This is a genomic window from Streptomyces sp. NBC_00158, assembly GCF_045160885.1.
Classification (GTDB): Bacteria; Actinomycetota; Actinomycetes; order Streptomycetales; family Streptomycetaceae; genus Streptomyces.
The window spans coordinates 4,654,049-4,679,587 of record NZ_CP108161.1 but is presented as its reverse complement, the minus strand read 5'-3'; the positions used below and the strand labels follow the sequence as shown (position 1 = coordinate 4,679,587).

Below are 25,539 nucleotides of genomic sequence, written 5' to 3'. Positions count from 1 at the left end.
GAAAGCTGCGGGGGACTTCTTCGTTTCCGGCCCGAACGGCCCGGACGGCCCGAACGGCCTAGACCGCCGTCGCGGCGGCACCCGCCCCCGCGCCCGGCCCCGCGCCCGTCAGGTAGGCGGAGACCACCACGTTCGCCGAGTACTGCCCGGCCGCCTTGTCGTAGTTCCCGCCGCAGGTCACGAGCCGCAGCTCGGCCCGGCCCTCCACCCGGGGCCCGTACGCCTCGTGCGGGTCGAAGCCCGCGCGCTCGTAGACGCGTACGTCCTCCACGGTGAACTCGGCGACCGTCGCGTCCGCCCGCGCCACGCGGATCTTCTGGCCCGGCTTGAGCGAGCTCAGGCCGTAGAACACGGCCGGCTTGGACTTCGTGTCCACGTGCCCCACCATCAGCGCGGCGCCCGCCGCGCCCGGCGCCGGACCCGCGCCCCACCAGCCCACCGTGCCCGGGAGCTCGTACGGCGGCGGATCGATCGCCCCCTGCGCGTCCAGGCCGCGCGCGATCACCGGCGCCCGGACCCCCAGGTCCGGTACGTCGACCCGCGCGGGCATCGCCCCGGACAGCGGGGCCCGCGCCGCCGGGAGGACCGCCCCCGGCTGCCCGCCGGCCTGCGCGGCGGACGGGGCGGGCGGCACCCCGGTGATCTCCTTGCCCCACAGCCACAGGCCCGTCACCAGCACCGCCCAGGCGGCGAAGGTCAGCAGCCGGCCGCCCGCGGAGGCCCTGGGCTCGCTCATCCGCCGTTGCGGCGGCGGCGCAGGGTGATGGCCCGGCCTGCGACCGCCAGGGTGGCCGCGGCGGCGAGGACGGCGCCGATCACGGTGTGGGGCAGCCCGGGGCCATCGCCGCCGTGGCTCTTCTTCGCGGCCGCCGCCAGCCGGGTCGTCTCGGCGACCTCGGCGGACATCGCGCCGCCGCCCGCGTGGACCGGCCAGACCGGCGAGCGGTGCGGGTCGGGGCGGTGGTGGTCGCGGCGGATCTCGATGGAGCCGCGCAGGCCGTCGGCGCCCTCGCACTTGATCCGGATCTCGTGCCAGCCCGGGTCGGCGTGCGGGCGGATCTTCGCCTCGCCGTGGAGGGTCCGGCCGTCGCCGCGGCCCGAGGAGAGCCGGGCGTCCGACACGAAGACCGGCGAACGGGCCACCCCCCAGTCACCGTCACAGCCCCGGACGCGGATCTTGACGTGGGTCCCCGGGTCAGCCGGGTTCGGTTCCGCCGAGACGCCGCCGCGGTCCCACTCGTTCGCGAGGGCGGCGGGGGCGGTCACGGCGGTGAACGCCGTCAGGGCGACGGCGGCCCCTGCGACACGGAGAGCGATCAGAGAACAGCGCATGGTGAACCTCCTCAACAAGGAGATTCACGCGCGGCGCGCCGCTCCGCATCCGGAGCGGCGCTCTCTTGGCCCGTACGTGTCAGCCGTACGCGCTAACGCGCGGCTAGACGAGGTCGACCAGATCGGCGATGGAGTCGACGGTCTTGGTGGGCCGGTAGGGGAACTTCTCGGTGTCCCGGGCCGTGGTCAGACCGGTCAGCACGAGGAAGGTCTGCATGCCCGCCTCCAGACCGGCCAGCACGTCGGTGTCCATCCGGTCGCCGATCATCGCGCTTGTCTCGGAGTGGGCGCCGATGGCGTTGAGGCCCGTACGCATCATCAGCGGATTGGGCTTGCCCGCGAAGTACGGCTTCTTGCCGGTCGCCTTGGTGATCAGCGCGGCGACCGCGCCCGTCGCCGGGAGCGGGCCCTCGGTGGAGGGGCCGGTCTCGTCGGGGTTGGTGCAGATGAAGCGGGCGCCGCCGTTGATCAGCCGGACGGCCTTGGTCATGGCCTCGAACGAGTAGGTCCGCGTCTCGCCGAGGACCACGTAGTCGGGCTCGTGGTCGGTCAGGACGTAGCCGATGTCGTGCAGGGCGGTGGTCAGGCCCGCCTCGCCGATGACGTACGCGGTGCCGCCCGGACGCTGGTCGTCGAGGAACTTCGCGGTGGCGAGCGCCGAGGTCCAGATGTTCTCGACGGGCACGTCCAGGCCCATCCGGCTCAGCCGGGCCTGGAGGTCGCGCGGGGTGTAGATGGAGTTGTTGGTCAGCACCAGGAAGGGCTTGCCGGACTCGCGGAGCCGCTTGATGAAGGCGTCCGCGCCGGGGATCGGGGTGCCCTCGTGGATGAGGACCCCGTCCATGTCGGTGAGCCAGGATTCGATCGGCTTGCGCTCCGCCACTGACTTCTCTCCGCTCTGGTGGCCGCTGACCTGTGGGTCTGTGGTCTGTACCACCACCCTAGCGGGCGGGGGCCGCGGACGCCGGGGGCGTCCACGGCCCGGACGGACTAGCCGAGCCTCACGTTGTCGACGGTCCAGTACCAGTTGTTGCTGCCGCTGTAGCGGAAGCGGACCTGGACTTCGGTGGCGCCCGCCGGGACCTGGAGCTGGAGGGACTCGGTCTTCGCGACGGCGTCGGCGGTGTACGACTTGACCACCGTCGGGGCGCTGCCGTCGTACGAGACGAGGACCTGGGCGGTCTGGCCGGCCTCGTGGCGGTAGTGCGTCTGGAAGTCCAGGGTGCGCGTGGTGCCGCCGGTGACCGCCCACTTGGGGGTGATCAGGGTGGAGTCGAAGGTACCGGTGTGGGCCTTGTCGTCCCACTCGTCGGAGTCGGCGACGGCGAACACGTCACGGGAGCGGACGTTCAGCTCGCGCCACTGGTCGCGCTGCGCCTGGCTCCAGAACTCGTCGGTGGCGAAGGCCCAGCCGGCCCATTCGGTGACGCCGCCGGTGCCCATCTTCGAGTTGTCGACCGACCAGCCGGCGGGCGGGGTGTGCGTGAAGCCCTTGGCGGCGGCGGGGATCCCGGTCTCGTCCACGCGGGCCTGGAGGTTCGGGCGCAGGGTGTCGAAGGGGTCGCTGTCGGGGCTGCCCAGCGGTACGCCGTCCAGGGCGGGCGCGGTCACGCCGACCTGGGCGAGGGCGGTCGCGGCGACGTCGACGAGGCGTACGTCCTCGCGTACGGAGCCGGCCGGGATGCCGGCGCCCTTGGCGATGACGAAGGTGCCGCGCTCCTGGATGGTGGAGCCGCCGTGGCCGCCGCCGTCGGTGTGGCCGTGGTCGGTGGTGACCAGGATCTTCCAGTTCTCCTGGGCGTACGCGGGTCGGGCCTTGACGGCGGTGAGGAGCTGGCCGACCAGGGTGTCGACGCGGCCGATGGCGTCGAGGTACTGCTGGCCGGCGGCGCCGTAGGAGTGGCCCGCGGAGTCGACCTGGCCGAGGTAGACGAAGGCGGCGTCCGGGTTCTGGTCGCGCAGTTCGGCGGCGGCCGCGGCGGCGATCTTCGGGTCCTCGTTGCCGTAGCCGTCGCGGTCGCCCTTGAGGGAGAGCCGCTTGTCGACCTTGGCGGAGAAGATCGGGCCGTTCTGGTCGGTGGAGGTGATGGGCTCCCAGTCCGCGGCCGCGTAGGTGTTCAGGGACGGCTTGGCGTTCTCGGCGCGGGTCAGGAAGTCGGGGTGGGCGCCGTAGTTCTTGCCGGTGAAGGAGTTGTCCTTCACGCCGTGCTTGTCGGGCCAGACGCCGGTGGCGATGGTGGACCAGCCGGGGCCGGAGGAGGTGGCGGCCATCGGGTTCGCGTACAGGGTGCTGCGGGCGGTGAGGCCTTCGGCCATCAGGCCGTTGAGGTTCGGGGCGTTGGCGGCCTTGACGCGGTCGAGGACGACGCCGTCGAGACCGATGACGAGCACCTTGTCGGTGCTCCCCGCCTGCGCGGCGGCGGGGGCCTGGGCGGGCGCCGGAACGGAGGCGGCCGCCTTGGCCGCGGCCTCGGCCGCCGCCCTGGCGGGGTCGGTGGGGTTGGGGGCGGCGGAGGCCGTGGCGCCGAGGCCGAGGGTGGTGGCGAGCAGGGCCGTGGCGGTGGCGGCCACGGCGAGGGTGCGTCCGGACGGGACAGTGGACACGTGCTCCTCCAGGAGCGTTGGGGAAGGCGCGGCGGATCGAGCGGGAACCTGCGGGATGCGTGCACGCGGACGTGCGGCGGGTCCGGACCGGAGGGAGCGGCCTTCGGTCCAGACCCGTTATGCACTGGTGACTATTGCGGCCGTGGATGGCCGTGGGGTTAAGGCTCAGCTGCCGGTCGCGGACTTCCACGCGTCGACGTGGGCGGTGAGGTTCTTGTCGATGTCGGCCCAGTCCGGCTGGAAGACCTCGACTCCGGTCATCAGCCTGGTGAGTTCGATGGCGTTGGCGTCGGTCGGCTTGACGTCGGAGCGCGCCGGGAAGCCGCCGCCGATCTCGCTGACCTGCTTCTGCGCCTCCTCGCCGAGCATGAAGTCGAGGAGCTTCTTACCGTTCTCGGCGTGCGGGGCCTTGGCCACCAGGCCCGCGGCGTAGGGCAGGGCGAAGGTGGTGGGCTTGGCGCCGTCCTTGGCGGGGAACCAGATGCCGAGGTTGGGCATGGACTTGGACTGGGCGAAGTTCATCTGGACGTCGCCGTTGGCGACGAGCAGCTCGCCCTTGTCGGTCTTCGGGGCGAGCTTGCTGGTGGAGGAGGACGGGCCGACGTTGTTGGCCTGGAGCTTCTTGAGGTACTCCATCGCCGGTTCCTTGCCGCCGAAGTCGTGCATCGACTTGATGAGGACGGCCGTGCCGTCGCCCGCGACGCCGGGGGTGGAGTACTGGAGCTTGCCCTTGTACTTGGCGTCGAGCAGCTCCTCCCAGGTCCTGGGGGCCTGGCCGAGCTCCTTCTTGTTGTAGACGAAGCCGAAGTAGTTGTTGACGACGGAGGTCCACTTGCCGCCGGCGTCCTTGTCGGCCCCGTTGACCTTGTCGGAGCCCTGCGGGGCGTACGCCTGGAGCAGGCCCTTGCCGTCGGCCTGCTGGATGAAGGGCGGCAGCGTGATCAGCACGTCGGCCTGGGTGTTGGTCTTCTCGCGGACGGCGCGCTGGACCATCTCGCCGGAGCCGCCCTCCACGTACTTGACCTCGATGCCGGTCTTCTTGGCGAACTCGGCGAAGACCTTGTCGTACCAGCCGTCGCCCTTGTCGCTCTTGAGGCCGTCGGCGCTGTAGACGGTGACGACCTTCTCGCCGCCGCCGTCCTTGGCGTCGGCGGCCGTGGTGGAGCCGCCGCAGGCGGTGAGGGAGGCGGTGAGGGCGAGGCCGCCGGTGAGGGCGGCGGCGGTACGGAGTCCGAGCTTGCCGGTCATGGAACTTCCTTACGGGGAAAGGGAGTCAGCGGGGGACGGAGAGAGGGAGAGGGAGGGAGGGGATCAGCGGTAGGACGCGCGGGTGCGGACGCGGGAGACCGCCAGCAGCACCAGCAGGGTGGTGGCCATCAGGACCACGGCGACGGCGGAGCCCGCGAAGAGCGAGCCGCGGTCGGTGGCGGTGAAGATCCGGACCGGGAGGGGCATCCAGTCCGGGGGGTAGAGCATCATCGTGGCGCTCAGCTCGCCCATGGACAGGGCGAAGCAGAGTCCCGCGGCCGCGGTGAGGGACGGCAGCAGGAGCGGGAGGCGGACCCGCCACAGCACGTGGCCGGGACGGGCGCCGAGGGAAGCCGCTGCCTGCTCGTACGCGGGGTCGAGACGGACGATGGCGGCGGAGACCGACTGGTAGGCGAACGCGGTCACGAGAACGGTGTGCGCCAGGACGACGATCGAGCTGGTGCCGTTGAGGAGGACCGGCGGCCGGCTGAACGCGACGAGCACGGCGAGGCCGACGACGACGGACGGCACGGCGACCGGCAGCACGAACAGGGCGTCCAGGCACCGCTTCCCGCGCTTGCCGAGGGAGGCCGCGGCCAGCGCGGCCCAGGTCCCGACGGTGAGCGCGAGCAGGCTCGCGGCCAGGGCGGTGACCAGGGAGGTGGTCAGCGCCTGGAGGGACTCGCCCCGCACGGCTGAGGCGTAGTTCCCGGTGGTCGGGCCGGAGGGGAAGGCGCCGGACCAGTGGGTGGCGAAGGAGGCGGCCACCACCACGAGGAGGGGCAGGGCGAAGAGCGGCAGGAAGAGCACTCCGAACAGGCCCCAGGCGGCCCAGCGGCCGCCCTTGCTATGCACCAGCACGCTTGCCCACCACCCGGTAGAGGCCGAACAGGCCGACGGATATCGCGATGTTGACGACGGCGACCACACAGGCGGCCGCGTAGTCGGATTCGAGGATCGCCTTGCCGTAGACGAGCATCGGCAGGGTCGTGACGTCCTTGGCCCCGGTGAACAGGACGATCCCGAACTCGTTGAGGCACATGACGAGGACGAGGCTGCCGCCCGCCGCGAGCGCGGGGAGGGCCTCCGGCAGGATCACCTGCCGGACGATCCGGGCGGGGCGGGCGCCGAGACCCGCGGCGACCTCCAGCTGGGCGGTGTCCAGCTGGGAGAAGGCGGCGAGCAGCGGGCGCATCACGAAGGGGGTGAAGTACGTGATCTCCGCGAGGAGGACGCCCCAGGGGGTGGTGAGGAAGTGGAAGGGGCCGTCGGCGACGCCGAGGACGTCGGTCCAGACGCCGTTGGCCATGCCGACCGTGCCGTAGATGAAGAGCAGGGCGAGGGTGATGAGGAAGGAGGGGAAGGAGAGGAAGACGTCGATGAACTTGGCGACGGCCCTGGCCCCGGGGAACGGCACGAACGCGATGACCAGGGCGAGGGTGAAGCCGAGGAGCAGGCAGCCGGCGGTGGCGCCGACGGCCAGCCAGACGGTGGTGCCGAGGGCCTCGCGGAAGGCGTTCGAGGCGAACACGGCGGAGTAGGCGTCGAGGGCGCCGCCGCCGTCCTCGGGGGTGAAGGACTGCCGGACGACCAGCGCGAGGGGGTACAGGAACACCAGCGCCAGCACCACCACCGGGGGCAGCGCCCAGACGGCGCGGGGCACCGCACGGCGGGCGCCGGAGGCGGGCGGCACCGGCGCGGGCTCCGGCTCCTGCGCGGACTCCGGACCGGGTTCCGGCTCCTGCGCGGGCTCCGGCTCCGGTACGACGGCGCCCACCGGGGCGGCCCGCGGCGGCGGGGCGGTCTCGGCCCGGGCGGTCTCAGCCATCGGAGACCCCCGCCGCCAGCAGCACCGCGTCGCGGGGCTCGAAGTGCAGGGTCACCTCGTCGCCCAGGGCCGGGGTCTCCCGCAGCTCGGGCAGGTCCGCCTTCACGCGGTGCCCGCCCACGTCCACGTACAGCCGGTGCGTCGAGCCGCGCCACTGCACTTCGGTGATCGTGCCGCGCAGCGCGTTCGGCCCGTCGCCGAGCCCGAGCAGGTGCGGGCGTACGCACAGGGTGGCGGTGGAGCCCGGCGCCGCGCGACCGGCGTCGAGGGCCAGCGGGCGGCCCGCGAAGACCGCGCCGCCGTCGGCGACCGTCACCGGCAGCAGGTTGGCGTTGCCGACGAAGGAGGCCGTGAACTCGGTGCGCGGCGCCCGGTACAGCTGCTGCGGGGTGCCGCAGTCCTGCAGGCGGGCCCGGTCCATGACGGCGATCCGGTCGGCCAGCGTCAGCGCCTCGACCTGGTCGTGCGTGACGTAGAGGATGGAGACCTCGGGCAGTTCGCGGTGCAGCCGGGCCAGTTCCGCCAGCATCCCGGAGCGCAGCTGGGCGTCGAGCGCGGAGAGCGGCTCGTCCAGGAGGAGGACGCCGGGGCGGATCGCGAGGGCGCGGGCGATGGCGACGCGCTGCTGCTGGCCGCCGGACAGTTCGCGGGGGTAGCGGCGGGCGTACGCGGCCATCCCCGTCATCTCCAGGGCCTCGGCGACGCGGGCGGGGATCCCGGCCTTGGGGGCCTTCTGCGCCCTGAGCCCGAAGGCGACGTTGTCCTCGACGCGCATGTGCGGGAAGAGGGCGTACTGCTGGACGACCATCCCGATGCCGCGCTTGTGCGGCGGGAGCCCGGTGACGTCCTTGCCGCCGATCAGCACCCGCCCGGAGGCGGGCCGGACGAAACCGGCGACCGCGCGCAGGGCCGTGGTCTTGCCGGAGCCGGAGGGGCCGAGGAGGGCCATGACCTCGCCGGGTTCGACGGTCAGGTCGAGGGAGTCCAGGACGGTGGTGCCGTGGTAGGCGACCGAGACGGAGTCGAAGCGGATGCCGCTCACGACGACCCCGCGGGAAGGGCGGGGAGGGCGAGGAGGCCGGGGAGTTCGGCGACGGAGCCGAGGACGTGGGTCGCGCCGTGTCCGGTCAGGGTGGCGCGGTCGTGGGCGCCTGTGAGGACCCCGGCGATGGTGCCGGCGCCGGCGCGGCGGCCGCTGAGCATGTCGTACGCGGTGTCGCCCGCGACGACGGTCTCGCGCACGTCGGCCACCGCGCCGGTGCGCAGGAACGCCGTCAGCACCATGTCCGGGTAGGGGCGGCCGCGGCCGCCCGCGTCGGCGGGGCACAGGGTGAGGTCGGCGAGGCCCTGCCAGCCGAGGGCGTCGAGGATGGCGTCCTGGGTGACGCGGGCGAAGCCGGTGGTCAGGGCGACGGTGTGGCCGGCGGCGCGGAGCTCCTCGATGGCGGCGCGGGCGCCGGGGAGCGGGGCGACGAGGCCGCCGTCGACGAGTTCCGCGTACGCCTCCTCGAAGGCGGAGTTGGCGAGCCGGGCGCGTTCCTCGGTGCCGAAGAGGTGGCGGAAGACGGAGATCTTCGACTCGCCCATGGTGTCGCGGACGTACTGGAGCTTCTCGGCGTGGGCGGGGGTGCCCGGTTCGACTCCGAGGCGGGCGGCGGCGTGCTCGAAGGCGCGCTCGACGAGGCCGCCGTCGGCGACGGTGGTGCCGGCCATGTCGAGGACGACGAGCCTCTTGCCGGTCGTGTTGCCGGTCACGCTGCCGGTCGTGTTGCCGGTCACGCTGCCGGTCGTGTTATCGGTCACGCTGCCGGTCGTGCTGCCGGTCACGCTGTCGGTCGTGCTGTCGGTCACGTGGCTCACCAGCCCAGTTCGTTCGCGGTGGTCTCGGCTATGGCGGGCGAGCAGGTCATGCCGCGGCCGCCGGGTCCGGTCACCAGCCAGACGCCGTCGGCCACCTGCTGGCGGTGGACGACGCGGGTGGTGTCGGTGCACTGCGCGTACACGCCCGCCCAGCGGTGCCTGATCTTCGGCAGGGGGCGGCCCAGGAAGGACTCGACGACCCGGGTGAGGTGGTCGTAGGGGTCTTCGAGGGTGTCGAACGCGAAGGGGTGCTCGTACTCGTGCGTGTCGCCGATGGTCAGTCCGCCGTCCAGGCGCTGGACCATCAGCAGCTGCATCTTGTGCGCGGCGGCGACGGGGGTCTGCGCCTGTTCGGCGTTGAGGACGTCGAGCGCGTCGCTCCGGTAGGCGGGGTAGTAGCGGAAGCTGTCGGCGTCGGCAACGGAGGTGGTGAGCGGCTCGCCGAGCGGGGCGGTCTGCATCATCTGGAGCCGGACGCGGCGGACGGGCAGTTCGGGGGCGAGTTCGCGGACCAGGCCGGACAGCCAGGCGCCGGTGGCGAGGACGACGGCGTCGCCGCGGTGGACGTCGCCGTGGTCGTCGCGGACGGCGCCGGGTCCGGCCAGGTCGCGGACCTCGCGGCCGGGGACGAAGGTGTAGCGGCCGGAGGCGCGCAGGGCCTCGCGGAGGTGGAGCTGGGCGGTGCGCGGTTCGACGGCCGCGTCGCGTTCGCACCACAGGGCGGCCTCGAAGGCGCCGCGCAGGGCCGGGTTGACCTTGCGGGCCTGCGCGGCGCCGACCAGTTCGTAGCCGCGGGCGGCGGCGTCGGGGCGGGCGCAGGCCGCCTCGGCGACCGCGTACTCGCGGGCGTTGCGTACGGGGGTGAGGGAGCCGATGGCGCGGAAGCCCAGGCCGGGCACCTCCGCGCCGATCCGCTCCCAGAGCTCGCGGGCGCGCAGGGCGGTGTCGAGCTCCTCGCCCCCGGCCCGGCCGCTGACCCAGATCTGGCCGAAATTGCGCAGCGAAGCGCCGCGTGCCTCGGCCTCGCGCTCGATCTGGACGACCTCGTGGCCGCGTTGGACTGCTTGCCAGGCGTGCATGGTGCCGACCACGCCGCCTCCGACGACTATGACTCTCACGGCGTCCACGGTCGGCGCGGTCCGTGACCCGGAGGGATCGCGGGGACGACGGGGCAGTGAACAGCCCTCGACGCTTGGACTAGACCCGTTATCGTTCCGTGATACGAGTGGTGGCCGTTTTGGTCGCTTTGGCGGCGGTTCGGGCGGGACTCCTGCCGCTATTCGGGCCGCAGGTGGGTCGTGAAGCTGAACCGGTCACCACGGTAGAGCGAACGCACCCGCTCCAGCGGCCGGCCGTCCCGGTCCCGCGAAAAGCGGTGGATGAGCAGCATCGGGAGCGCGGGCGGGGTACCGATCAGCAGGGCCTCGCGGGGGGTGGCGAGGACGGTCTCCAGCTTCTCGTCCGCGTCCCCGAAGGAGATGCCGAGGCTGTCGTGGAGATAGCCGTAGAAGGAGGAGTCCGGCTTGAAATCGACGTCGAGGTGGGGGACCCGGGCCACCCGGATGTACGTGCTCTCCAGCCCGACTCGCTCGTCGTCGGCGAGCAGCACCCGCTCCAGGTGCCAGACGGGCTCGCCGGCCTCGGCCCCGATGCCGGGCGCGAGGTCGGGCGGGCAGGCGAACCGCTCCAGGCCGATGAGGTTGCGGCCCGGGCGGCGGCCCTGGCGGCGCACCCCCTCGGTGTAACTGGCGAGCGACAGCGGCTGCTCCAGCTTGGGGCCGGCGACCACGGTGCCGCGTCCGGAACGGCGCAGCCGGCCTTCGAGCAGCAGCTCGCGCAGGGCCTGGCGCACGGTCTCGCGGGCCACCTCGTAGCGCTCGGCGAGATCGCGCTCGGTGGGCAGCGGGCCGCCCTCGCCGAGCTCGTCGAGGAGGTCGGCGATGCGGGCCTTGACGGCGTAGTACTTGGGGATGCGTCCGTGTTCGGGGATGCCGGAGCGGACGGGCGAGCCGGGACGGTGGGGCGGCTGCTGGTTCAGGTCTTCCACGCTCGGACTGTACGCGGGGCAGGTGTACGGGCCGGGCTGAGGCGTACGGGCTACCCGGAGGCCCTGATCCTCCGCGCCCCGAGCAGGAGCCCGCCCCCGGCGGCGAGGGCGGCGACCGCCATCCCGCCGTAGGCCCACTCGCGGGGGCCGGTGTGCGCGAGCGAGCCCGCCTCGGCCGGGTCCTGCGCCCCCTGCACCGAGAACCGGTACCCGCCGGCCTCGCCGACCCACTCGCCGTCGTCGGCCTGGCGCTGGACCAGCGCGGCGTCGGCGACGACCTCGCCGAGGGGGGCGTCGGGCGCGAAGGCGAGGCGCACCTTCACGGTGGCCGAACCCCCGGCCGGTACGGAGAAGCCGGAGAACCGGCTGCCGCCGTCGAACACGGCGATGATCTCGTCGCGGTCGGAGCGCTCCAGGGTGACGGGGTAGGGGCCGCCGGGTGCGTCGAACTCCATCCGGAGGTGGGCGGGGCGCAGGGCCCGGGCGGCGTCGGTGAAGACGACCACGGGGTGGATGGCCGTGCAGGTACCGCTCGTGGTGTTGGTCAGGTCCAGCAGCCAGCTCTGCGGCCCGGCACCGGCCCGGTAGACCGCCGGCCCGCCCCGGATCCGCGCCCCGATGGGGAACGCGGTGGCCTTGCCGTCGCCGCAGGTGGCGTGCGCGCGGGAGGGCAGCGCGGGGGCCGGTCGGGCGCCGCCCCCGTTGCCGATGTCGGCGGGGGCGGCGCCGGCGGCGGGGGCGCCGAGGGCGAGCAGGAGCGCGGTGAGGGCGAGGGCGTTGCGGGCGTTGCGCAGTCGCATGGAAGACCCTTTGCTGCTCGCCGGACGGTAGGAAGGGAGGGAGGAGTACGGAACGGTACGCACCCGAACGGTACGCACCCGAACGGAACGGAACGATGTTCGGACGAGGCGACAATCACCCCGCCCCCGTGCCCGCACCCTGCCACGCCCCCGCCCCCGGGGCCCCGCAGCCCACGCGCGAACCCTGCCGCTTTACGCCCGAACGGCGGCCGGGCTCCGGGGCGCAGCCCCGCGGGTCCGGGGCGCAGCCCCCGCTCCAGCCCCGCCGGCGCTTGAGGCGCGGGGTCCGGGGCGGAGCCCCGGGGAACGGTGGAAGGGCGGGTAGGGGACCTCGCCCCGCGCAGCGGCCCACCCCGCCGCACCGGCCCCACCCGGCCCTCACCGGCCCGGCCCCGGGGGACGCCCCTACCCCGACCCCGCCCGGCCAGGGCAAGGTCAGGCCCACCCGAACACCCGCCCGCGGACCAGCGCCGCCGCGCCCTCCGCGACCCCGCCCGGGGAGCACGCGACCAACGGCGGGTGCTCCAGCAGGACGCGGGACTCCAGCACCGCGCGGACCCCGGCCAGGAAGGGCTCCGGGTCCGCGTCCACCACCCGGCCACCGAGCAGGATCCGGTCCACGTCCAGCAGCGCGGCCAGGTTCGCCGCCCCCTCCCCCAGCACCCGCGCCGCCTCCGCCAGGTCACCCCGGGCCACCGCCTCCAGGCACAGCACCTCCAGGCAGCCGCGCCCCCCGCACCGGCACGCCGGGCCGTCCAGCCGCAGCACCTGGTGGCCGAACTCCCCCGCCGCCGAGCGCGCCCCCCGGTGCACCGCCCCGTCGATCCGCAGCCCGGCCCCGAGGCCGGTGCCGACGTGGAGGTAGACCGAGGTGCCCGAGCCGGGCCCGCCCGGAGCCCCCGCCGCGACCCCGGCGTTGGTGTCCTTGTCCAGCACCACCGGCAGCCCCAGCCGCCCCGCCAGCACCTCCCGCAACGGATACCCCGCCCAGTCCGGAAACCCCGTCACCCTCCCGAGCACCCCGCTGCGCCAGTCCAGCGGGCCCGGCGCGGCGGCGCCCACTCCGAGCAGCGGCGGCTCCGCCCCCGCCTCGCCGGAAACCCGCGCGACCGCTCGTACGACGGAATCCACCACCGGTCCGGGACCGGCCCCGAAGTCCAGCGGCCCGCTCCACCGCGCGACCACGCCGCCCGCCAGGTCGACGCGGACCGCGCTCAGACCGTCCCGGTCCAGGTGCACCCCGACCGCGTGCCGCGCCCCGGGCACCAGCCTCAGCAGGGTGCGCGGCTTGCCACCCGTCGACGCGCCGCGGCCCGCGTCGGCCACCAGCCCCTCCGCCGCCAGCCTGGCGGTGATCTTGCTGACGGCCTGCGGGGTGAGCCCCGTACGGGCGGCGAGCTCCGCACGGCCCAGCCCCGGCGCACCCGCGGCGCACAGCAGGTCCAGCAGCAGCGCCTCGTTGTGCCCGCGCACCGCGGGCAGGTTCACCCCGCCGACCCCGTTACCCCTGTTCACCAGCCCATTGTCCACCCTCCTTGCACTTACGCAACACTGTTGCCAAAGTGGTCCCATGAACGCCTCCCCCACCTCCCCCACCACCGCATCCACCCCGCTGCGCGTCGCACTCATCGGCTACGGACTCGCCGGCTCCGTCTTCCACGCCCCGCTCGTGTCCGCGACCGAGGGCCTCCTCCTCGACACCGTCGTCACCTCCGACCCCGGCCGGCAGGCCCAGGCCCGCGAGGCCTACCCCGACGTCCGCGTCGCCGCCTCCGCCGACGAGTTGTGGCAGCGGCCGGACGCCCCCGACCTGGTCGTCGTCGCCTCCCCCAACAAGACCCACGTCCCCTTCGCCACCGCCGCCCTCACCGCCGGCGTCCCCGTGGTCGTGGACAAGCCGCTGGCCGCCACCGCCGCCGAGGCGTACGCACTGGCCGAGCTCGCGGAGCGCACCGGGACCTTCCTCTCCGTCTTCCAGAACCGCCGCTGGGACAACGACTTCCTCACCCTGCGCCGCCTCCTCGCGGACGGCGAGCTCGGCGAGGTCCAGCGCTTCGAGTCCCGCTACGAGCGCTGGCGTCCGCAGCTCAAGGGCGGCTGGCGGGAGTCCGGAGCCCCGGAGGAGATCGGCGGCCTGCTGTACGACCTCGGCAGCCACGTCGTGGACCAGGCGCTGGTCCTCTTCGGCCGGGCGGTGCGCGTCTACGCGGAGACCGACGTGCGCCGTCCGGCCGCCGAGGCCGACGACGACACGTTCATCGCGATCACGCATGCGAACGGCGTCCGCTCCCACCTCTACGTCAGCGCGACCGCGGCCCAGCTCGGCCCGCGGTTCCGCGTGCTCGGATCCCGCGCCGGCTACGTCAAGTACGGCCTGGACCCGCAGGAGGCCGCCCTGCGCGAGGGCCTGCGGCCGGGCGGCCCCGACGGCCAGCCCTGGGGCGAGGAGCCCGAGCACCTGTGGGGCCGCCTCGGCTCCGGCGAGTCCCCCCTGACCGGCGGCGGAATCCCGGTGCCCACGGCTCCGGGCGACTACCCCGCGTACTACGCGGCGGTCGCCTCGGCCCTGCGTACGGGCGGCCCGGCACCGGTCACCGCCGAAGAGGCGGCGCGCTGCCTGGCGGTACTGGAGGCGGCCCGCAGGTCCTCCCGCGAGGGGGTGGCGGTGGAGATGTGATCCTTCTGACTTGATCCACCTTTGTCGCAAAATCGACGGTTGAGGCTCCTGGTCTGCACCTATCCTTCACAAGCTGCCGATCATCACACTTGTGAAGAATGGAATCCCCACCTGTGAAGCTGCCCCGGATCGCGTCCGTCGTGGCCACCGCCGCGATAGCCCCGGCCGTCCTGCTCTCCTCGCCCGCCTTCGCCGCTGACGCCTCGTCGGCGGCCCCGGCCACCCCGTCGTCGCCGACCGCGCCCGACCAGGACCCGCAGGGCGCCGCGAAGCCCGCGGACCCGCCGGCGACGAAGCCGGCCGACGACCAGGCCGCCAAGGATCGGGCCGAAATCGAGAAGATCCTGAAGGACCCGGCGAGTGGCTCCGGCGTCCGCGAATGGGCGGAGAAGGCGCTCAAGGGCGACGCCGCGGCCATGCACAAGTTCCTCACGGTCGAATATCCGCAGCAGAAGCTCGAGGACGACCGCGTGCGGGTCGCCCAGATCGCCGAGGCCGGCGGCAAGGGCGTCAAGAAGGCCGCCCAGGAGGCGCTGCGGGTGAACACCCGTGAGTCGATCAGCGCGTTCCTGAAGGAGGGCCAGCACGTGGCCCGCCTCGAGGACGACCGCGTCGAAATGATGCGCATGCTGAACGGCGCCGGCCGGGGCATCACCCAGCGCGTCAACGACCTGATGAGCAACGGCACCCGCGAGCAGATCCGCGAGTTCGTCGCCACCGAGCAGCACAAGATCCGCGCCGTGGACGACCGGGTCGCGCTGTTCTCGATGCTGAACGGCGCGGGACCGGGCCTGAAGGAGGGGATCATCAAGCTCCTGGAGGGCAACGCGACCCCGGAGCAGCTGCGCGAGTTCATGACGAAGGGGCAGCACCAGCTCCGCGACGACGACAACAAGGTCGACATCTCGCGGATGGTGAACGGCGCCGGCCCCGAGCTGAAGAAGGCCGCCCTCGCCGCCCTCAAGGGCACCCCCGAGGACCGGGCCGCGTTCCTGAAGACCGGCCAGCACGTGGCCCGCGCCAAGGACAAGGCCGCCGGCCACGACGGCAACACGGGCGGCTCGGGCAATACCGGCAACGGCACGGGCACCGGCTCCGGCACGGGCACCACCGGCGGCGTCCAGCCGGCCGGCGCCAAGGGCACCGGCGGCAACGGCAACGTCACCCCGGCCGGCGGCTCCGGCCCGCTCGCCAGCACGGGCGCCGGCTCCGAGACGTGGATCGCCGGCACCGGCGCCGCCGCGCTCGCCGCGGGCGCCGGCCTGGTGATCGCCAACCGCCGCCGCCGCGCCTCGGCCGAGGGCTGACCGGCACCGCAGGACGGAACACGGAGGGGCGGGCTGCCACCGGCAGCCCGCCCCTCCCCGTATTCGCGCCCTGCGCGCTACGCGCTACGCGCTACGCGCTCTTGAACTCCTGACGCTGCCGCCCGAGCCCCTCGATCTCCAGCTCCACCACGTCGCCCGCCCGCAGGTACGGCTTCGGCTCCGGCTGGCCCATCGCCACGCCGGCCGGGGTGCCGGTGACGATGACGTCGCCCGGGTACAGGGTCATGAACTGGCTCAGGTACCGGACGACCTCACCGACCGGGAAGATCTGGTCCGAGGTGTTGCCGTCCTGCTTCAGCTCGCCGTTGACCCACAGCTTGACGCCCAGGACCTGCGGGTCCGGGATCTCGTCGGCCGTGACCAGCCACGGGCCGAGCGGGGTGAACGTCTCGCAGTTCTTGCCCTTGTCCCAGGTGCCGCCGCGCTCGATCTGGAACTCGCGCTCCGACACGTCGTTGACCAGCGTGTAGCCGCCGACGTGTGCGAGGCCCTCCTCGGCGGAGGCCAGGTAGCGGGCGGTGCTGCCGATGACGACGCCGAGCTCGGCCTCCCAGTCGGTCTTCACGCTGCCCCGCGGGATCAGCACGGTGTCGTCCGGGCCGACCACGGTGTCCGCGGCCTTCAGGAACAGGATCGGCTCGGCCGGCGGCTCGGCACCGATCTCGGCCGCGTGCCCGAAGTAGTTCAGCCCGATGCCCACGACCTTGCCGATCCGGCCGACCGCGGAGCCGATCCGCAGCCCTTCGGCGTCCAGGACCGGCAGCTCACCGGCCGCCGCGGCCTCCCGCACCCGGGACAGCACGGACTCGTCGGACAGCAGGGCTCCGTCCACATCCGTGATCAGGCCGGACAGGTCCCGCAGGGTCCCGTCCTGGTCGAGCAGCGCGGGGCGCTCCGACCCGACGGGTCCGACACGCAGCAGCTTCATGGGCATTCTCCCGTGGTCGTGGGTGGTCGGCCCATGGGCATGCGGGTGGAACCGGGCATGGCACGGGCCGGCCGATGGGTTGCGGCCATCGGAGGATTGGTCGATCCTCCAAGATGTCCGACCAATCCGCAAGACCCTGTTCACAGACTGGAACGCGCTGCTCCGTCCCTGCGGTACTGGAGCCAGGCCCGCTCCCCGACCGACCAGGCGGTGGTGGTCAGCAGGTAGAGCCCGGCGGCCAGCGGCACCACGGCCGCCGTGACCAGCGTCCCGAACGACAGGAGCGGCAGTACGCCGCCCACCTTCCGCATCGCCTCCACCTGCTCGGCACTCAGCGCGGGCTGGGCACCCTTGCCCTTACTCGCGCCCTTACCCGCAACCGGTACGGGCACCGGCGCGGCCGCCGCGGCGCGCCGCCCCCGCACCGCACTCCAGGCGGCCACGACCGCGATCGCCGCGAACAGCCCGAGGAACACCAGCCCCTGCGCCCCGAACGGGCCGCCCTCCTCCAGCGCCCCCGTCCAGCGGGCGCCCAGCGGCGCGGCGAACAGCCGGTGCCCGAGCAGCTCACCGCCCGAGGAGAAGGACTGGTACATCAGGTAGAACACCGGCAGCTGCAACAACATCGGCAGGCAGCCGGCGGCCGGGGTCGCCGCACGGAACGCGGCACGGCCCAGCGGATACAGGGCCAGCCGTACGAGAACGGTGAACAGCACGATCGCGGCAGCGGTCGCGGACTCGGCCAGCACCGGCTCCAGGAGCCGGCCCAGCTCGACGACAAGATCAGTGAAAACGGACACGCGGGCCCTCCGAGGGGTCTCGTCAAACGTCGAAAGAAATGCGTTTCGGCGTGACGACCCGCGAGGGGCGGCAACAGCGATGGGTCAGCAGAAGGCAGGAGGCACTGCGCGCCCCTACGCGGCCGTCATGACCAGACGGCCGGGTGCCCTGGGCCGCGACCGGCCCGAGGCGTCGGGATCGCGCTGCGGCAGGAACGCCGTGCGCTGCTCGCGATCACGGATCGCGGTACGTATTCGGTGCGGCGGCACGGGCCGTACGAGGCACGCGGCCAGCACGGCGGCCCCGAAGGCGACGGCAGAGGCCAGCACGACCACACCGGCGGCCAGCCCCACCTCCCCGGACCCCAGCCCGAGGAACCCGCCGAGCAGCAACAGCGCGACGAGCACCCGCGCCACTCGCGGCGACGACAGAACGGAAGAGACGACGAAGGACCGCGCACGAACAACCCGCTCGAACACCATCCCCACCCCCTCCTCAATCCCTCATCGAAGAAACAAACTCACGACCGATACTAACGCTCGTCACTGACAACGGTCTTGAGTACCCCCCACACCACCAGCCGGTACTTGGAGGTGTATTCGGGCGTGCACGTGGTCAACGTGATGTAGGAGCCGGCCACCTCGTAGCCGTACCCCGGCTTCACCGCGCTCCGCGGCACCGGCGCGATGACGCCGACGTCCCCCGGGCTCGTCTCCGCCAGCACCTTCCCCACCACGTACACGTACCGCCGTCCCCGCACGTCGACGAACACCTCGTCCCCGTCCCGCAGCCGGTTCAGGTACCGGAACGGCTCCCCGTGCGTGTTCCGGTGCCCGGCGAGCGCGAAGTTCCCCTCCGCACCGGGCTGCGCGGTCCCCGGATAGTGCCCGGCGTACCCCTTGTCGAGCACGGCCCGCTTGTCGACGCCCTCGGCGACCGGCACGGCGAGCCCGAGCCGCGGAATCCGCAGCACCGCGTACGCCTCGTCCCGCGCCGGCACCCGCGCCGCGGGAGCCTTCCCCCCAACGCTCCTCCCGGGCGAAGGCGAAGGCGACGCCACCCCGCCCCTCCCCGGAGCAGACGACACCGGAGGCCCACTGGAGCCCCCGTCGACAACGACCGGATCCCCACCACGATCCTCCGCACCCTCACCCACCGTCTCCTGGGACTCGGCCTCGGACCCGGACTCGGAGGACGACCTCCCCCACCCCTCCTCCAACACCTGCACCTGCTCCTGCGCGGCGGCCGCGGCCTGCCGGTTGGTCCACCACACCTGGTGCACGACCAGCAGCGCCACCACCAGCCCCAGAGTGGTGAGCACCTCGCCGCCCACCCACAACACCCGGGCCAGACCCGCCCGCCCCACCGGCCGGCCGCCCCTCTGCACCACCACCCGCACGCGATCCCGCACGGCGGGCACCCTAAGACCTCCCCCCTCAACTGACCAGCGGCAGTACGGTGTGAACCATGCGCCCCGACACGCCTGCCGAGCACACCGCCGAAGCCGAGCGTCTGATCCGCACGGCGACCCGCTACCCCGAGGACCAGGAGCCCTTGCTCCTCCAGGCCGCGGCCCACCTCGAACTGGCCGACGCCCGGGAGCGCGCGAGCGCCCTCTACGACCAACTCCTCTCCGCCTCCCCCGCCAACCCCCACCTGATCAAGGCCCGCCAGGCCGCGAACCTGTGGGAGTACGGCCACGAGGCCGAGGCCCGCGCCCTGATCTCCGGCATCCGCGCCGCGGCCCCCACGGACCCGGCACCCTGGGAGGTCATCGCGGAAGCCCTCGAATCCCACGACGAACTCGAGGCCTCCCACGAGTGCTTCACGGAGGCGGCGACCCTCCTCACCTCGGAGGATACCCCCCTCACCCAGGCCACGACCGCACTCCTGACGGGCCGCCACCGCGTACGCCGGCTCCTGGCCCTCCCCCACGACGACTGGGACATGGTGGCCGACACCCGCCACATCGGCCCGATCCCGCTGGACGAACTCCACGACCCGAAGCGCATCTGGGCCCTGGGCTCCAACGACCCGGCCGAACTCCGCGCCGAGATCGCCCGCCTCCGCGCCGAACTCGGCGACCGCCGCGCCGCGCTCTCCCGCCCCTTCCCGGTGGCGATCCTCCACTGGCCGGCCCGCGAACTGTCCGAGCTCCTCACGTCGTACCCCACCCTCGCGACGGAGTACCCCACCCGCGAAGCCCACCTCACGGCCGTGGAATCCTCCCTCCGCGCCCTGGCCGCCTCGGGCACCACGAACCTCGGCATCGTGACGGGCAGCGTCCCCTCCTACGAAGCCTTCGCGGCGTCGGAGAAGACCTCCCCGGCCTCCCCGGCCCTCCTCCCGGAGTACGCCACCACCCTGGCCGCCCGAGGCAAAGCCACCCCCTGGCCCCCCACCCCCACAGCCCCCTGCTGGTGCACCTCGGGCAAGCCCTACGCGGAGTGCCACGGAACCATCGACACCTGACTCTGTGGTCGACGGTCCCGTGCTCGTCCGGGGACCTGCCGCAGGGGACTTTCGCGGATTAGGCTCGTCTTCGATTCGACGATCCCCGAGGCAGGCAATGAGCGACGACTGGCAGTTCGAAGTCCCCACGACGGGCAGCAAGCACCTCCCGCCCGACGCCCGCTACATGGAGGCGCTCAGCAGTCAGGGATACGGCTTCGAAGTGGCCATCGCCGACCTCGTCGACAATTCCATCGACGCTGGCGCACGGGACGTCGTCATCCATTTCCTGCGGGACGAGGACCGCCTTGTCAGCCTCCTCGTCATCGACGACGGCAAGGGGATGACCGAGGAGGAGCTCGACGTCGCCATGACTGTCGGTGGTCGGCGCGACTATGCTTCCCAGGCGTTGGGAATGTTCGGCACCGGATTGAAATCCGCATCGCTGAGCCATGCGTCCGCGGTGACCGTCGTGAGCAAGACCCGTCGGACCAGGGCCGTGGGTCGCCGATGGCTCATGGAGCGGGCGGTCACCGGATACCAGTGCGACATCGTGGCCGCCGACTACGCACAATCGCTCATCGACCGCTACGCCCAGCGCCCCATCACCTGGCAGGGCACCGTCATCCGCTGGGATGGGGTGAAGAACTTCCCCCGGAACGGCGGGGGCGGCCAGACCGACCGCTATCTGCACCGGACCATCAATCGCCTCGGCCTGCAGCTCGGCCTGTATCTGCACAGGTTCCTCGCCAGGGACGACTTCAACATCACGATCGCCGTCGAGGACGTGAACACGGGAACCGAGTACATGAATTTCGGAGTCGAGCCCCTCGACCCCTTCGGTTATCCGGTCCCCGGGCACGGCGAATACCCTCGACGCTTCAGTCTGGAACTCCCCTCCGATCTGAGCGTATCCCTCGATGCCCACGTCTGGCCCGCCAAGTCGACCCTCGACGGATACAAGGCGGTCGGTTCCGTCCTCGAGCGCCAGGGATTCTACTTCTACCGACACAATCGTCTCGTACAGGCAGGCGGGTGGAACAATTTCCGCCAGCCCGACCAGCACCTCTCGCTCTCGCGTGTCGCGATCGACATCCCATCGAACGGAAACGACGTCTTCCGACTCACGGTGAAGAAGGAGGGCGTCGAGGTCTCTCCCGAATTCGTCAACGCGCTGGAGGAGGCACGGGACGCCGACGGCCACCGTTTCCTCGACTACGTCGCGGATTCCGAGGCCGTCTACCGCGAGGCGCGCAAGCGTTCCGGAACCACGCGGAAGCCCGTCGTCGGGCCGGGCAAGGGGTTCGATCCCGTCGTGCGCGAGGCGATCGAGGACGAGCTGCCCCTGCTGCCGGGCGAGGACCCCATCGCCATCCGATGGCAGGCACTGGACAACAGTCTGTTCTTCGACGTCGACAGAGAAAACCGCACCATCGTCCTGAATCACCACTACCGTTCGGCAATTCTCGGCGGAAGGCGTGGTGGGCTGAACGACGCTCCGACACTGAAATCACTCATGTATCTCCTGCTCCACCAGGTTTTCGAGAAGGAGTACAGCGGAAGCCGGGAAAAGGACAACCTCCAGTTGTGGCAGTCCATCCTCGTGGCGGCCGCCCGCACCGAACTGGAACGCGTGGGCGACGATGACTGAAATCGGCGGATATCCGGAACTCCCCTGGTCCACCGTCGAGTATTACCTGGGGGAGCGGCAGGCAGCCAGCTATCCGCTCTCCGCCCCCGGCGCCGATCGTGCGGTGTGGTACGAAATCGGGGACGGCGGGCAGCAGATCTCACTTCAGGTGGAACTGGATCGCCACCAACAGCCTCCGCGTTCGTCGCTGCCGGCCGTGACCATCGACCAGGTGCGACGGGACGGCATCCGGATGGCGCGCATTCACACCTCCCACGTGGCGTTGATGCGCGATTTCCACGACCTGCTCATGGCCGTCGCGGATCGTGTCGTCACCGGCGAGCGTGACCTCGGGCAGGCCTTCGAGGAGACGGTCCACGCCTGGAGCCGTCTCCTCGACCAGCCCCGTGGTCTGGGTGTGGAGCGTCGGATCGGCCTGCACGGCGAACTGGCGGTGTTGGGCGCCCTGGCCCGCTCCCACGGGTGGGTGCCTGCGATCGAGGCGTGGACCGGCCCCAAGGCCGAGGAACACGACTTCGGGCTGTCCGGCTCCGATCTGGAAGTGAAGACCACCGCATCCGAGCGGCGTCGGCACACCGTTCACGGAATACACCAGTTGACGGAGAGTGCCGGGCGGCCCTTGTGGTTCGCCTCGCTCCAGCTGACGCGCGGCGGCCTCGGCGGTCGTTCCCTGAGTGACTCGGTGGCCTCCGTGGTCCGCGACGCCCGTGCCGCGGACCGCATCGCGTCAATGCGTTTGGAAGTCGCTCTCGCGGCCGCCGGTTGGAGCGCGAACGACCCCGACGACGAACGTTGGGCCCTGCGCTCGGCACCCTTGCTCGTCCCGGCCGAGCATCTGCCGAGGCTGACCGAGTCGATGATTCCCCTCTCCGTCCGAGAGCACGTTTCGTCGATCGACTACCGCATGGACGTGACTCATTTGAGCTCGGCACCCGGCTCGCCGGTCGACCTCACCGACTTCCGTCTTCCGTGACCGACGAGGATCCTGAATTGACAAGCACCGAAACCCTCCGGCTCGAACTGCACAGTGCCGTGCTCGCCGATCTCGACGGCAGCAAGCCGAAGAATCTGGCCCGCGCGCTGGCCTACCAGGCCGAGGACATGGTCCCGGAGGCCGCGACGTACGCCGACGAGCGCGACTTCCAGGCAGCGTTGCAGGGAGCCAGATCGACCCATCAGCTGGTCGAGCTCTGGCGGAAGCAACTCACCCGCTGGGACTACGCCGACCAGCCCGCCTGGACCGACACCTCTCCCCGCACGGATGAGAGGAGGGCCGCGGTCCATGGTCTGCTGAAGCTGGAGGAGGCCACGCGCGCGCTGCTCGACGGGCTGATTCCGGTGTCGAAGGCGGCGGTCTCCGTGGTGATCAGCCCTGAGCACAAGCCCTGGTACACACCCCAGTCCCAGCTCAGCCGACCGCACTACTGGCCCGCCTATCGGAACTTGCTCGCCGCCAAGGGGTGGCCGGCCGATGCCGTGGCCGCGTTGGACGTGGCAACGGACCAGGTGGTCGAGCGGCTGGCGGATCCGACGGACTCGGAGATGTACCAGTCCAAGGGGCTCGTGGTCGGCTACGTGCAGTCCGGCAAGACCGCGAACTTCACGGGCGTCATGGCCAAGGCCGTGGACGCCGGCTACCGCCTGGTAATCGTTCTCGGGGGAACCCTGAACATGCTGAGGGCGCAGACCCAGCGGCGCCTGGACATGGAACTCGTCGGCAGGGAGAACATCCTGCGCGGGGCGGGCGAACTGGAATCCGACTACGCCGACGACCCTGCCTGGACGGCCGGGAAGTTCGTGTCCTTCGGCAGTCTGCCGTCGGCGCTCGGGGCATTCGACATCGTGCGGATGACCACGCGCGACGACGACTACAAGAGCCTTCTGCAGGGGATCACCGCTCTGGAGTTCGAGAAGCGGGAGCCGGCCCTTCCGCTGTATGACCGGGAGAACCTGCACCGCTCGTCGGCGCGCCTGATGGTGGTGAAGAAGAACAAGACCGTGCTCGCCAAGCTCGTCAAGGACCTGGGGAAGATCAAAACCCCGCTGGCGGAGATTCCCGTCCTGATCATCGACGACGAGTCGGACGAGGCCTCGGTCAACACTGCCAAGCCGGACGTCCAGCGCAGCGCGATCAACGAACAGATCTCGAAGCTGCTGAACATGCTGCCGCGCGCGCAGTACGTGGGTTACACGGCGACCCCCTTCGCCAACGTCTTCGTGGACCCGAGCGACACCGAGGACATCTTCCCGAAGGACTTCCTCATCTCGCTGCCCCGCCCCGAGGGGTACATGGGGGCACGGGACTTCCACGACCTCGACTCCGAAGTGGAGGAGGACGGGCGCACCGTCGCCAACTCCAACGAGAAGGCGCACGTCCGCGACATCGTCGGCAACGCGGAGGACGACACCTGCCTGCAGCAGGCGATGGACATGTTCGTACTCACGGCCGCCATGAAGCTGTACCGGGAGGAGGTGGGCGGCCTCGGCGACGGCTACTTCGCGCACCACACCATGCTCGTTCACGAGTCGGTGCGCACCGGGGCCCACCGCGAACTGCACGACCGGGTGCTGAGCCTGTGGCACAACGCGGGCTATACCGGGCCCCGGGGGCACGAGCGACTGCGAAGGCTCTTCGAGACGGACGTCGCGCCCGTGTCGGAAGTCCGGGCCGACGGGCAGGCGGTTCCCGCCTCCTACGACGAGTTGATGCGCTATGTCGGGCCGGCGAGCGTGCGCATCGGCGGCGACGGACAGCCGATCATCGTCGTAAACGGCGACAAGGACCTGGAGACGGGCGAGGCCGACTTCGACAAGCGCCCGATCTGGAAGATCCTCATCGGAGGCCAGAAGCTGGCCCGCGGGTTCACTGTCGAGGGACTGACCGTGTCGTTCTTCCGCCGTCGCGCGGGAAACGCTTCCACCCTCATGCAGATGGGGCGCTGGTTCGGGTTCCGCAAGGGGTATCGCGATCTGGTGCGGCTCTACCTCGGCCGCAGGGAGACCATGGGCCGGGCCGAGGTGGACCTGTACGACGCCTTCCAGGCCATCTGCCTGGACGAGGAGGCCTTCCGTTCGGAGCTCCAGCGCTATTCCGTCATGGTCGACGGCCGGCCGCAGGTCACCCCCGCGCAGATCCCGCCGCTGGTCTCGCAGCACCTGCCGTGGCTCAAGCCGACCAGCCCGAACAAGATGTACAACGCCCGGCTGGAACTCGTACGGTCGGCGGGACGCTGGGAGGAGCCCACCGCCTACCCGCAGAAGGGCGAAGACCTCCGGCGCAACACGGAGCTGTGGGTTCCGTACCTCGAAGCGCTCGGGACACAGCCGAGCACGTACGGGTACCACTTCCCGGACAACGGGGTCGTCCATCGGTTCGGGGCTCTGAGCGGGATCTTCCCCGCGGCCACGGTCCTCGACACGCTCCGCGAACTGCGCTGGGAAGTTCCCGAGCAGTTCCCCCCGCACCTGCGCTACATCTCGGAGATCACCGAAGCGGGCAAGGTCGACGACTGGGTGGTACTGGCTCCCCAGCATGCCTCGGCCTCGGCCGCCAAGACCGTCACCCTGGGCTCGACAGGCCGGTCCTACTCGTGGTTCTCCCGTGATCGCCGTGCTGACCGCGGGCCGCTCTTCGGCGCAATCAGCGACAAGAAGCACCGTGGCGTCGCCCACCGGATCGCGGGCGCCCTGGGGGCCTCCGGAGACCCTGCCACGGAGGGGTTGGTGGCCGAGCGTCGTGGTGCCATCGTCCTGTACCCAATCGTTGAAACCGTCCACCAAGGCTCCCTCGGCGGACGCATCGATTCGGACAAGATCGTCATGGCGTTCACCTTCGTCGCTCCGGCCTCGGCCCACAGCGCGAACGGACAGGTCGTCCAATTCACGACGATCTCCTCCAAGCCCAATGCGATCATCGACATCACGGAGATCGACAGGAGTTGATCTCCCGCCAGGTCGACGGTGGTGGTGAGGCGGAGCCCCGCCTCACCACCACCGCGTACACAA

Annotated in this window: 23 protein-coding genes; 6 read left to right on the top strand and 17 right to left on the bottom strand. The window is 71.8% G+C overall.

What is annotated here, in order from left to right; all coding sequences use genetic code 11:
• Window positions 1–58: 58 nt before the first annotated feature.
• The 13 genes from OG553_RS21565 to OG553_RS21505 form a co-directional block, all read right to left on the bottom strand.
• Window positions 59–736 (bottom strand): class F sortase, encoded by a 678-nt coding sequence (locus OG553_RS21565; RefSeq protein ID WP_405980556.1) that lies wholly within the window; start codon window positions 734–736, stop codon window positions 59–61.
• Window positions 733–1,332 (bottom strand): hypothetical protein, encoded by a 600-nt coding sequence (locus tag OG553_RS21560; RefSeq protein ID WP_405980555.1) that lies wholly within the window; start codon window positions 1,330–1,332, stop codon window positions 733–735. Before OG553_RS21560 ends, OG553_RS21565 begins: the two co-directional genes overlap by 4 nt.
• Before the next feature lie 103 nt (window positions 1,333–1,435).
• Window positions 1,436–2,215, bottom strand: coding sequence for an HAD-IIA family hydrolase (locus OG553_RS21555; RefSeq protein WP_405980554.1), 780 nt, complete (start codon window positions 2,213–2,215; stop codon window positions 1,436–1,438).
• A 107-nt stretch (window positions 2,216–2,322) separates the two neighbouring features.
• A complete protein-coding gene (locus tag OG553_RS21550) occupies window positions 2,323–3,936 on the bottom strand; it encodes an alkaline phosphatase family protein (RefSeq protein WP_405980553.1) in 1,614 nt (537 codons plus the stop codon).
• 165 nt (window positions 3,937–4,101) lie between these two features.
• On the bottom strand, window positions 4,102–5,184 hold the full coding sequence (locus OG553_RS21545; RefSeq protein WP_405980552.1) for a 2-aminoethylphosphonate ABC transporter substrate-binding protein: 1,083 nt from the start codon (window positions 5,182–5,184) through the stop codon (window positions 4,102–4,104).
• A 63-nt stretch (window positions 5,185–5,247) separates the two neighbouring features.
• Window positions 5,248–6,045, bottom strand: a complete 798-nt coding sequence (locus OG553_RS21540) for an ABC transporter permease (RefSeq protein WP_405980551.1) — start codon at window positions 6,043–6,045, stop codon at window positions 5,248–5,250.
• A complete protein-coding gene (locus OG553_RS21535) occupies window positions 6,032–7,012 on the bottom strand; it encodes a 2-aminoethylphosphonate ABC transporter permease subunit (protein WP_405980550.1) in 981 nt (326 codons plus the stop codon). Before OG553_RS21535 ends, OG553_RS21540 begins: the two co-directional genes overlap by 14 nt.
• Window positions 7,005–8,054 (bottom strand): ABC transporter ATP-binding protein, encoded by a 1,050-nt coding sequence (locus OG553_RS21530; protein WP_405980549.1) that lies wholly within the window; start codon window positions 8,052–8,054, stop codon window positions 7,005–7,007. The genes OG553_RS21535 and OG553_RS21530 overlap by 8 nt, the downstream gene beginning before the upstream one ends.
• On the bottom strand, window positions 8,051–8,767 hold the full coding sequence (locus OG553_RS21525) for a phosphonatase-like hydrolase (protein WP_405983099.1): 717 nt from the start codon (window positions 8,765–8,767) through the stop codon (window positions 8,051–8,053). The genes OG553_RS21530 and OG553_RS21525 overlap by 4 nt, the downstream gene beginning before the upstream one ends.
• A gap of 101 nt (window positions 8,768–8,868) precedes the next feature.
• Window positions 8,869–9,990 (bottom strand): TIGR03364 family FAD-dependent oxidoreductase, encoded by a 1,122-nt coding sequence (locus OG553_RS21520; RefSeq protein ID WP_405980548.1) that lies wholly within the window; start codon window positions 9,988–9,990, stop codon window positions 8,869–8,871.
• Window positions 9,991–10,148: 158 nt separating this feature from the next.
• Window positions 10,149–10,919, bottom strand: a complete 771-nt coding sequence (locus tag OG553_RS21515; protein WP_405980547.1) for a GntR family transcriptional regulator — start codon at window positions 10,917–10,919, stop codon at window positions 10,149–10,151.
• A 50-nt stretch (window positions 10,920–10,969) separates the two neighbouring features.
• Window positions 10,970–11,719, bottom strand: coding sequence for a hypothetical protein (locus OG553_RS21510; RefSeq protein ID WP_405980546.1), 750 nt, complete (start codon window positions 11,717–11,719; stop codon window positions 10,970–10,972).
• Window positions 11,720–12,154: 435 nt separating this feature from the next.
• Window positions 12,155–13,234: an ROK family protein gene (locus OG553_RS21505; protein WP_405980545.1), complete on the bottom strand. Its 1,080-nt coding sequence runs from the start codon at window positions 13,232–13,234 to the stop codon at window positions 12,155–12,157.
• 55 nt (window positions 13,235–13,289) lie between these two features.
• Here OG553_RS21505 and OG553_RS21500 point away from each other — a divergent pair, with 55 nt between their 5' ends.
• Both OG553_RS21500 and OG553_RS21495 read left to right on the top strand, forming a co-directional pair.
• On the top strand, window positions 13,290–14,396 hold the full coding sequence (locus tag OG553_RS21500; RefSeq protein ID WP_405980544.1) for a Gfo/Idh/MocA family oxidoreductase: 1,107 nt from the start codon (window positions 13,290–13,292) through the stop codon (window positions 14,394–14,396).
• 98 nt (window positions 14,397–14,494) lie between these two features.
• The gene (locus OG553_RS21495) at window positions 14,495–15,703 is read left to right on the top strand and encodes an ALF repeat-containing protein (RefSeq protein WP_405980543.1); all 1,209 of its coding nucleotides are present in this window, start codon (window positions 14,495–14,497) and stop codon (window positions 15,701–15,703) included.
• A gap of 91 nt (window positions 15,704–15,794) precedes the next feature.
• Here OG553_RS21495 and OG553_RS21490 read toward each other — a convergent pair whose 3' ends face one another.
• The 4 genes from OG553_RS21490 to OG553_RS21475 all read right to left on the bottom strand — a co-directional run bounded on the left by OG553_RS21490 (window position 15,795) and on the right by OG553_RS21475 (window position 18,843).
• Window positions 15,795–16,652 (bottom strand): fumarylacetoacetate hydrolase family protein, encoded by an 858-nt coding sequence (locus OG553_RS21490; RefSeq protein ID WP_405980542.1) that lies wholly within the window; start codon window positions 16,650–16,652, stop codon window positions 15,795–15,797.
• A gap of 140 nt (window positions 16,653–16,792) precedes the next feature.
• A complete protein-coding gene (locus OG553_RS21485) occupies window positions 16,793–17,452 on the bottom strand; it encodes a YidC/Oxa1 family membrane protein insertase (protein WP_405980541.1) in 660 nt (219 codons plus the stop codon).
• 114 nt (window positions 17,453–17,566) lie between these two features.
• Window positions 17,567–17,914, bottom strand: coding sequence for a DUF6412 domain-containing protein (locus OG553_RS21480; RefSeq protein ID WP_405980540.1), 348 nt, complete (start codon window positions 17,912–17,914; stop codon window positions 17,567–17,569).
• Between the two features lie 50 nt (window positions 17,915–17,964).
• Window positions 17,965–18,843, bottom strand: coding sequence for a class E sortase (locus OG553_RS21475; RefSeq protein ID WP_405980539.1), 879 nt, complete (start codon window positions 18,841–18,843; stop codon window positions 17,965–17,967).
• A gap of 56 nt (window positions 18,844–18,899) precedes the next feature.
• On the opposite strand from OG553_RS21475, the gene OG553_RS21470 reads away from it, so the two are divergent.
• The 4 genes from OG553_RS21470 (at window position 18,900) to OG553_RS21455 (ending at window position 25,476) form a co-directional block, all read left to right on the top strand.
• Complete coding sequence (locus OG553_RS21470; RefSeq protein WP_405980538.1) at window positions 18,900–19,904, top strand: SEC-C metal-binding domain-containing protein; 1,005 nt, start codon at window positions 18,900–18,902, stop codon at window positions 19,902–19,904.
• Window positions 19,905–20,001: 97 nt separating this feature from the next.
• Window positions 20,002–21,534: an ATP-binding protein gene (locus OG553_RS21465; protein WP_405980537.1), complete on the top strand. Its 1,533-nt coding sequence runs from the start codon at window positions 20,002–20,004 to the stop codon at window positions 21,532–21,534.
• A complete protein-coding gene (locus OG553_RS21460) occupies window positions 21,527–22,507 on the top strand; it encodes a PD-(D/E)XK motif protein (RefSeq protein ID WP_405980536.1) in 981 nt (326 codons plus the stop codon). The genes OG553_RS21465 and OG553_RS21460 overlap by 8 nt, the downstream gene beginning before the upstream one ends.
• Before the next feature lie 17 nt (window positions 22,508–22,524).
• On the top strand, window positions 22,525–25,476 hold the full coding sequence (locus OG553_RS21455; RefSeq protein WP_405983098.1) for a Z1 domain-containing protein: 2,952 nt from the start codon (window positions 22,525–22,527) through the stop codon (window positions 25,474–25,476).
• Window positions 25,477–25,539 lie beyond the last annotated feature (63 nt).

Coding starts and splice junctions, on each gene's coding strand:
- OG553_RS21545 (WP_405980552.1), bottom strand. CDS start 5,184: ATGACCGGCAAGCTCGGACTCCGTACCGCCGCCGCCCTCACCGGCGGC.
- OG553_RS21465 (WP_405980537.1), top strand. CDS start 20,002: ATGAGCGACGACTGGCAGTTCGAAGTCCCCACGACGGGCAGCAAGCAC.
- OG553_RS21560 (WP_405980555.1), bottom strand. CDS start 1,332: ATGCGCTGTTCTCTGATCGCTCTCCGTGTCGCAGGGGCCGCCGTCGCC.
- OG553_RS21480 (WP_405980540.1), bottom strand. CDS start 17,914: ATGGTGTTCGAGCGGGTTGTTCGTGCGCGGTCCTTCGTCGTCTCTTCC.
- OG553_RS21470 (WP_405980538.1), top strand. CDS start 18,900: ATGCGCCCCGACACGCCTGCCGAGCACACCGCCGAAGCCGAGCGTCTG.
- OG553_RS21535 (WP_405980550.1), bottom strand. CDS start 7,012: ATGGCTGAGACCGCCCGGGCCGAGACCGCCCCGCCGCCGCGGGCCGCC.
- OG553_RS21495 (WP_405980543.1), top strand. CDS start 14,495: ATGGAATCCCCACCTGTGAAGCTGCCCCGGATCGCGTCCGTCGTGGCC.
- OG553_RS21460 (WP_405980536.1), top strand. CDS start 21,527: ATGACTGAAATCGGCGGATATCCGGAACTCCCCTGGTCCACCGTCGAG.
- OG553_RS21510 (WP_405980546.1), bottom strand. CDS start 11,719: ATGCGACTGCGCAACGCCCGCAACGCCCTCGCCCTCACCGCGCTCCTG.
- OG553_RS21490 (WP_405980542.1), bottom strand. CDS start 16,652: ATGAAGCTGCTGCGTGTCGGACCCGTCGGGTCGGAGCGCCCCGCGCTG.
- OG553_RS21565 (WP_405980556.1), bottom strand. CDS start 736: ATGAGCGAGCCCAGGGCCTCCGCGGGCGGCCGGCTGCTGACCTTCGCC.
- OG553_RS21500 (WP_405980544.1), top strand. CDS start 13,290: ATGAACGCCTCCCCCACCTCCCCCACCACCGCATCCACCCCGCTGCGC.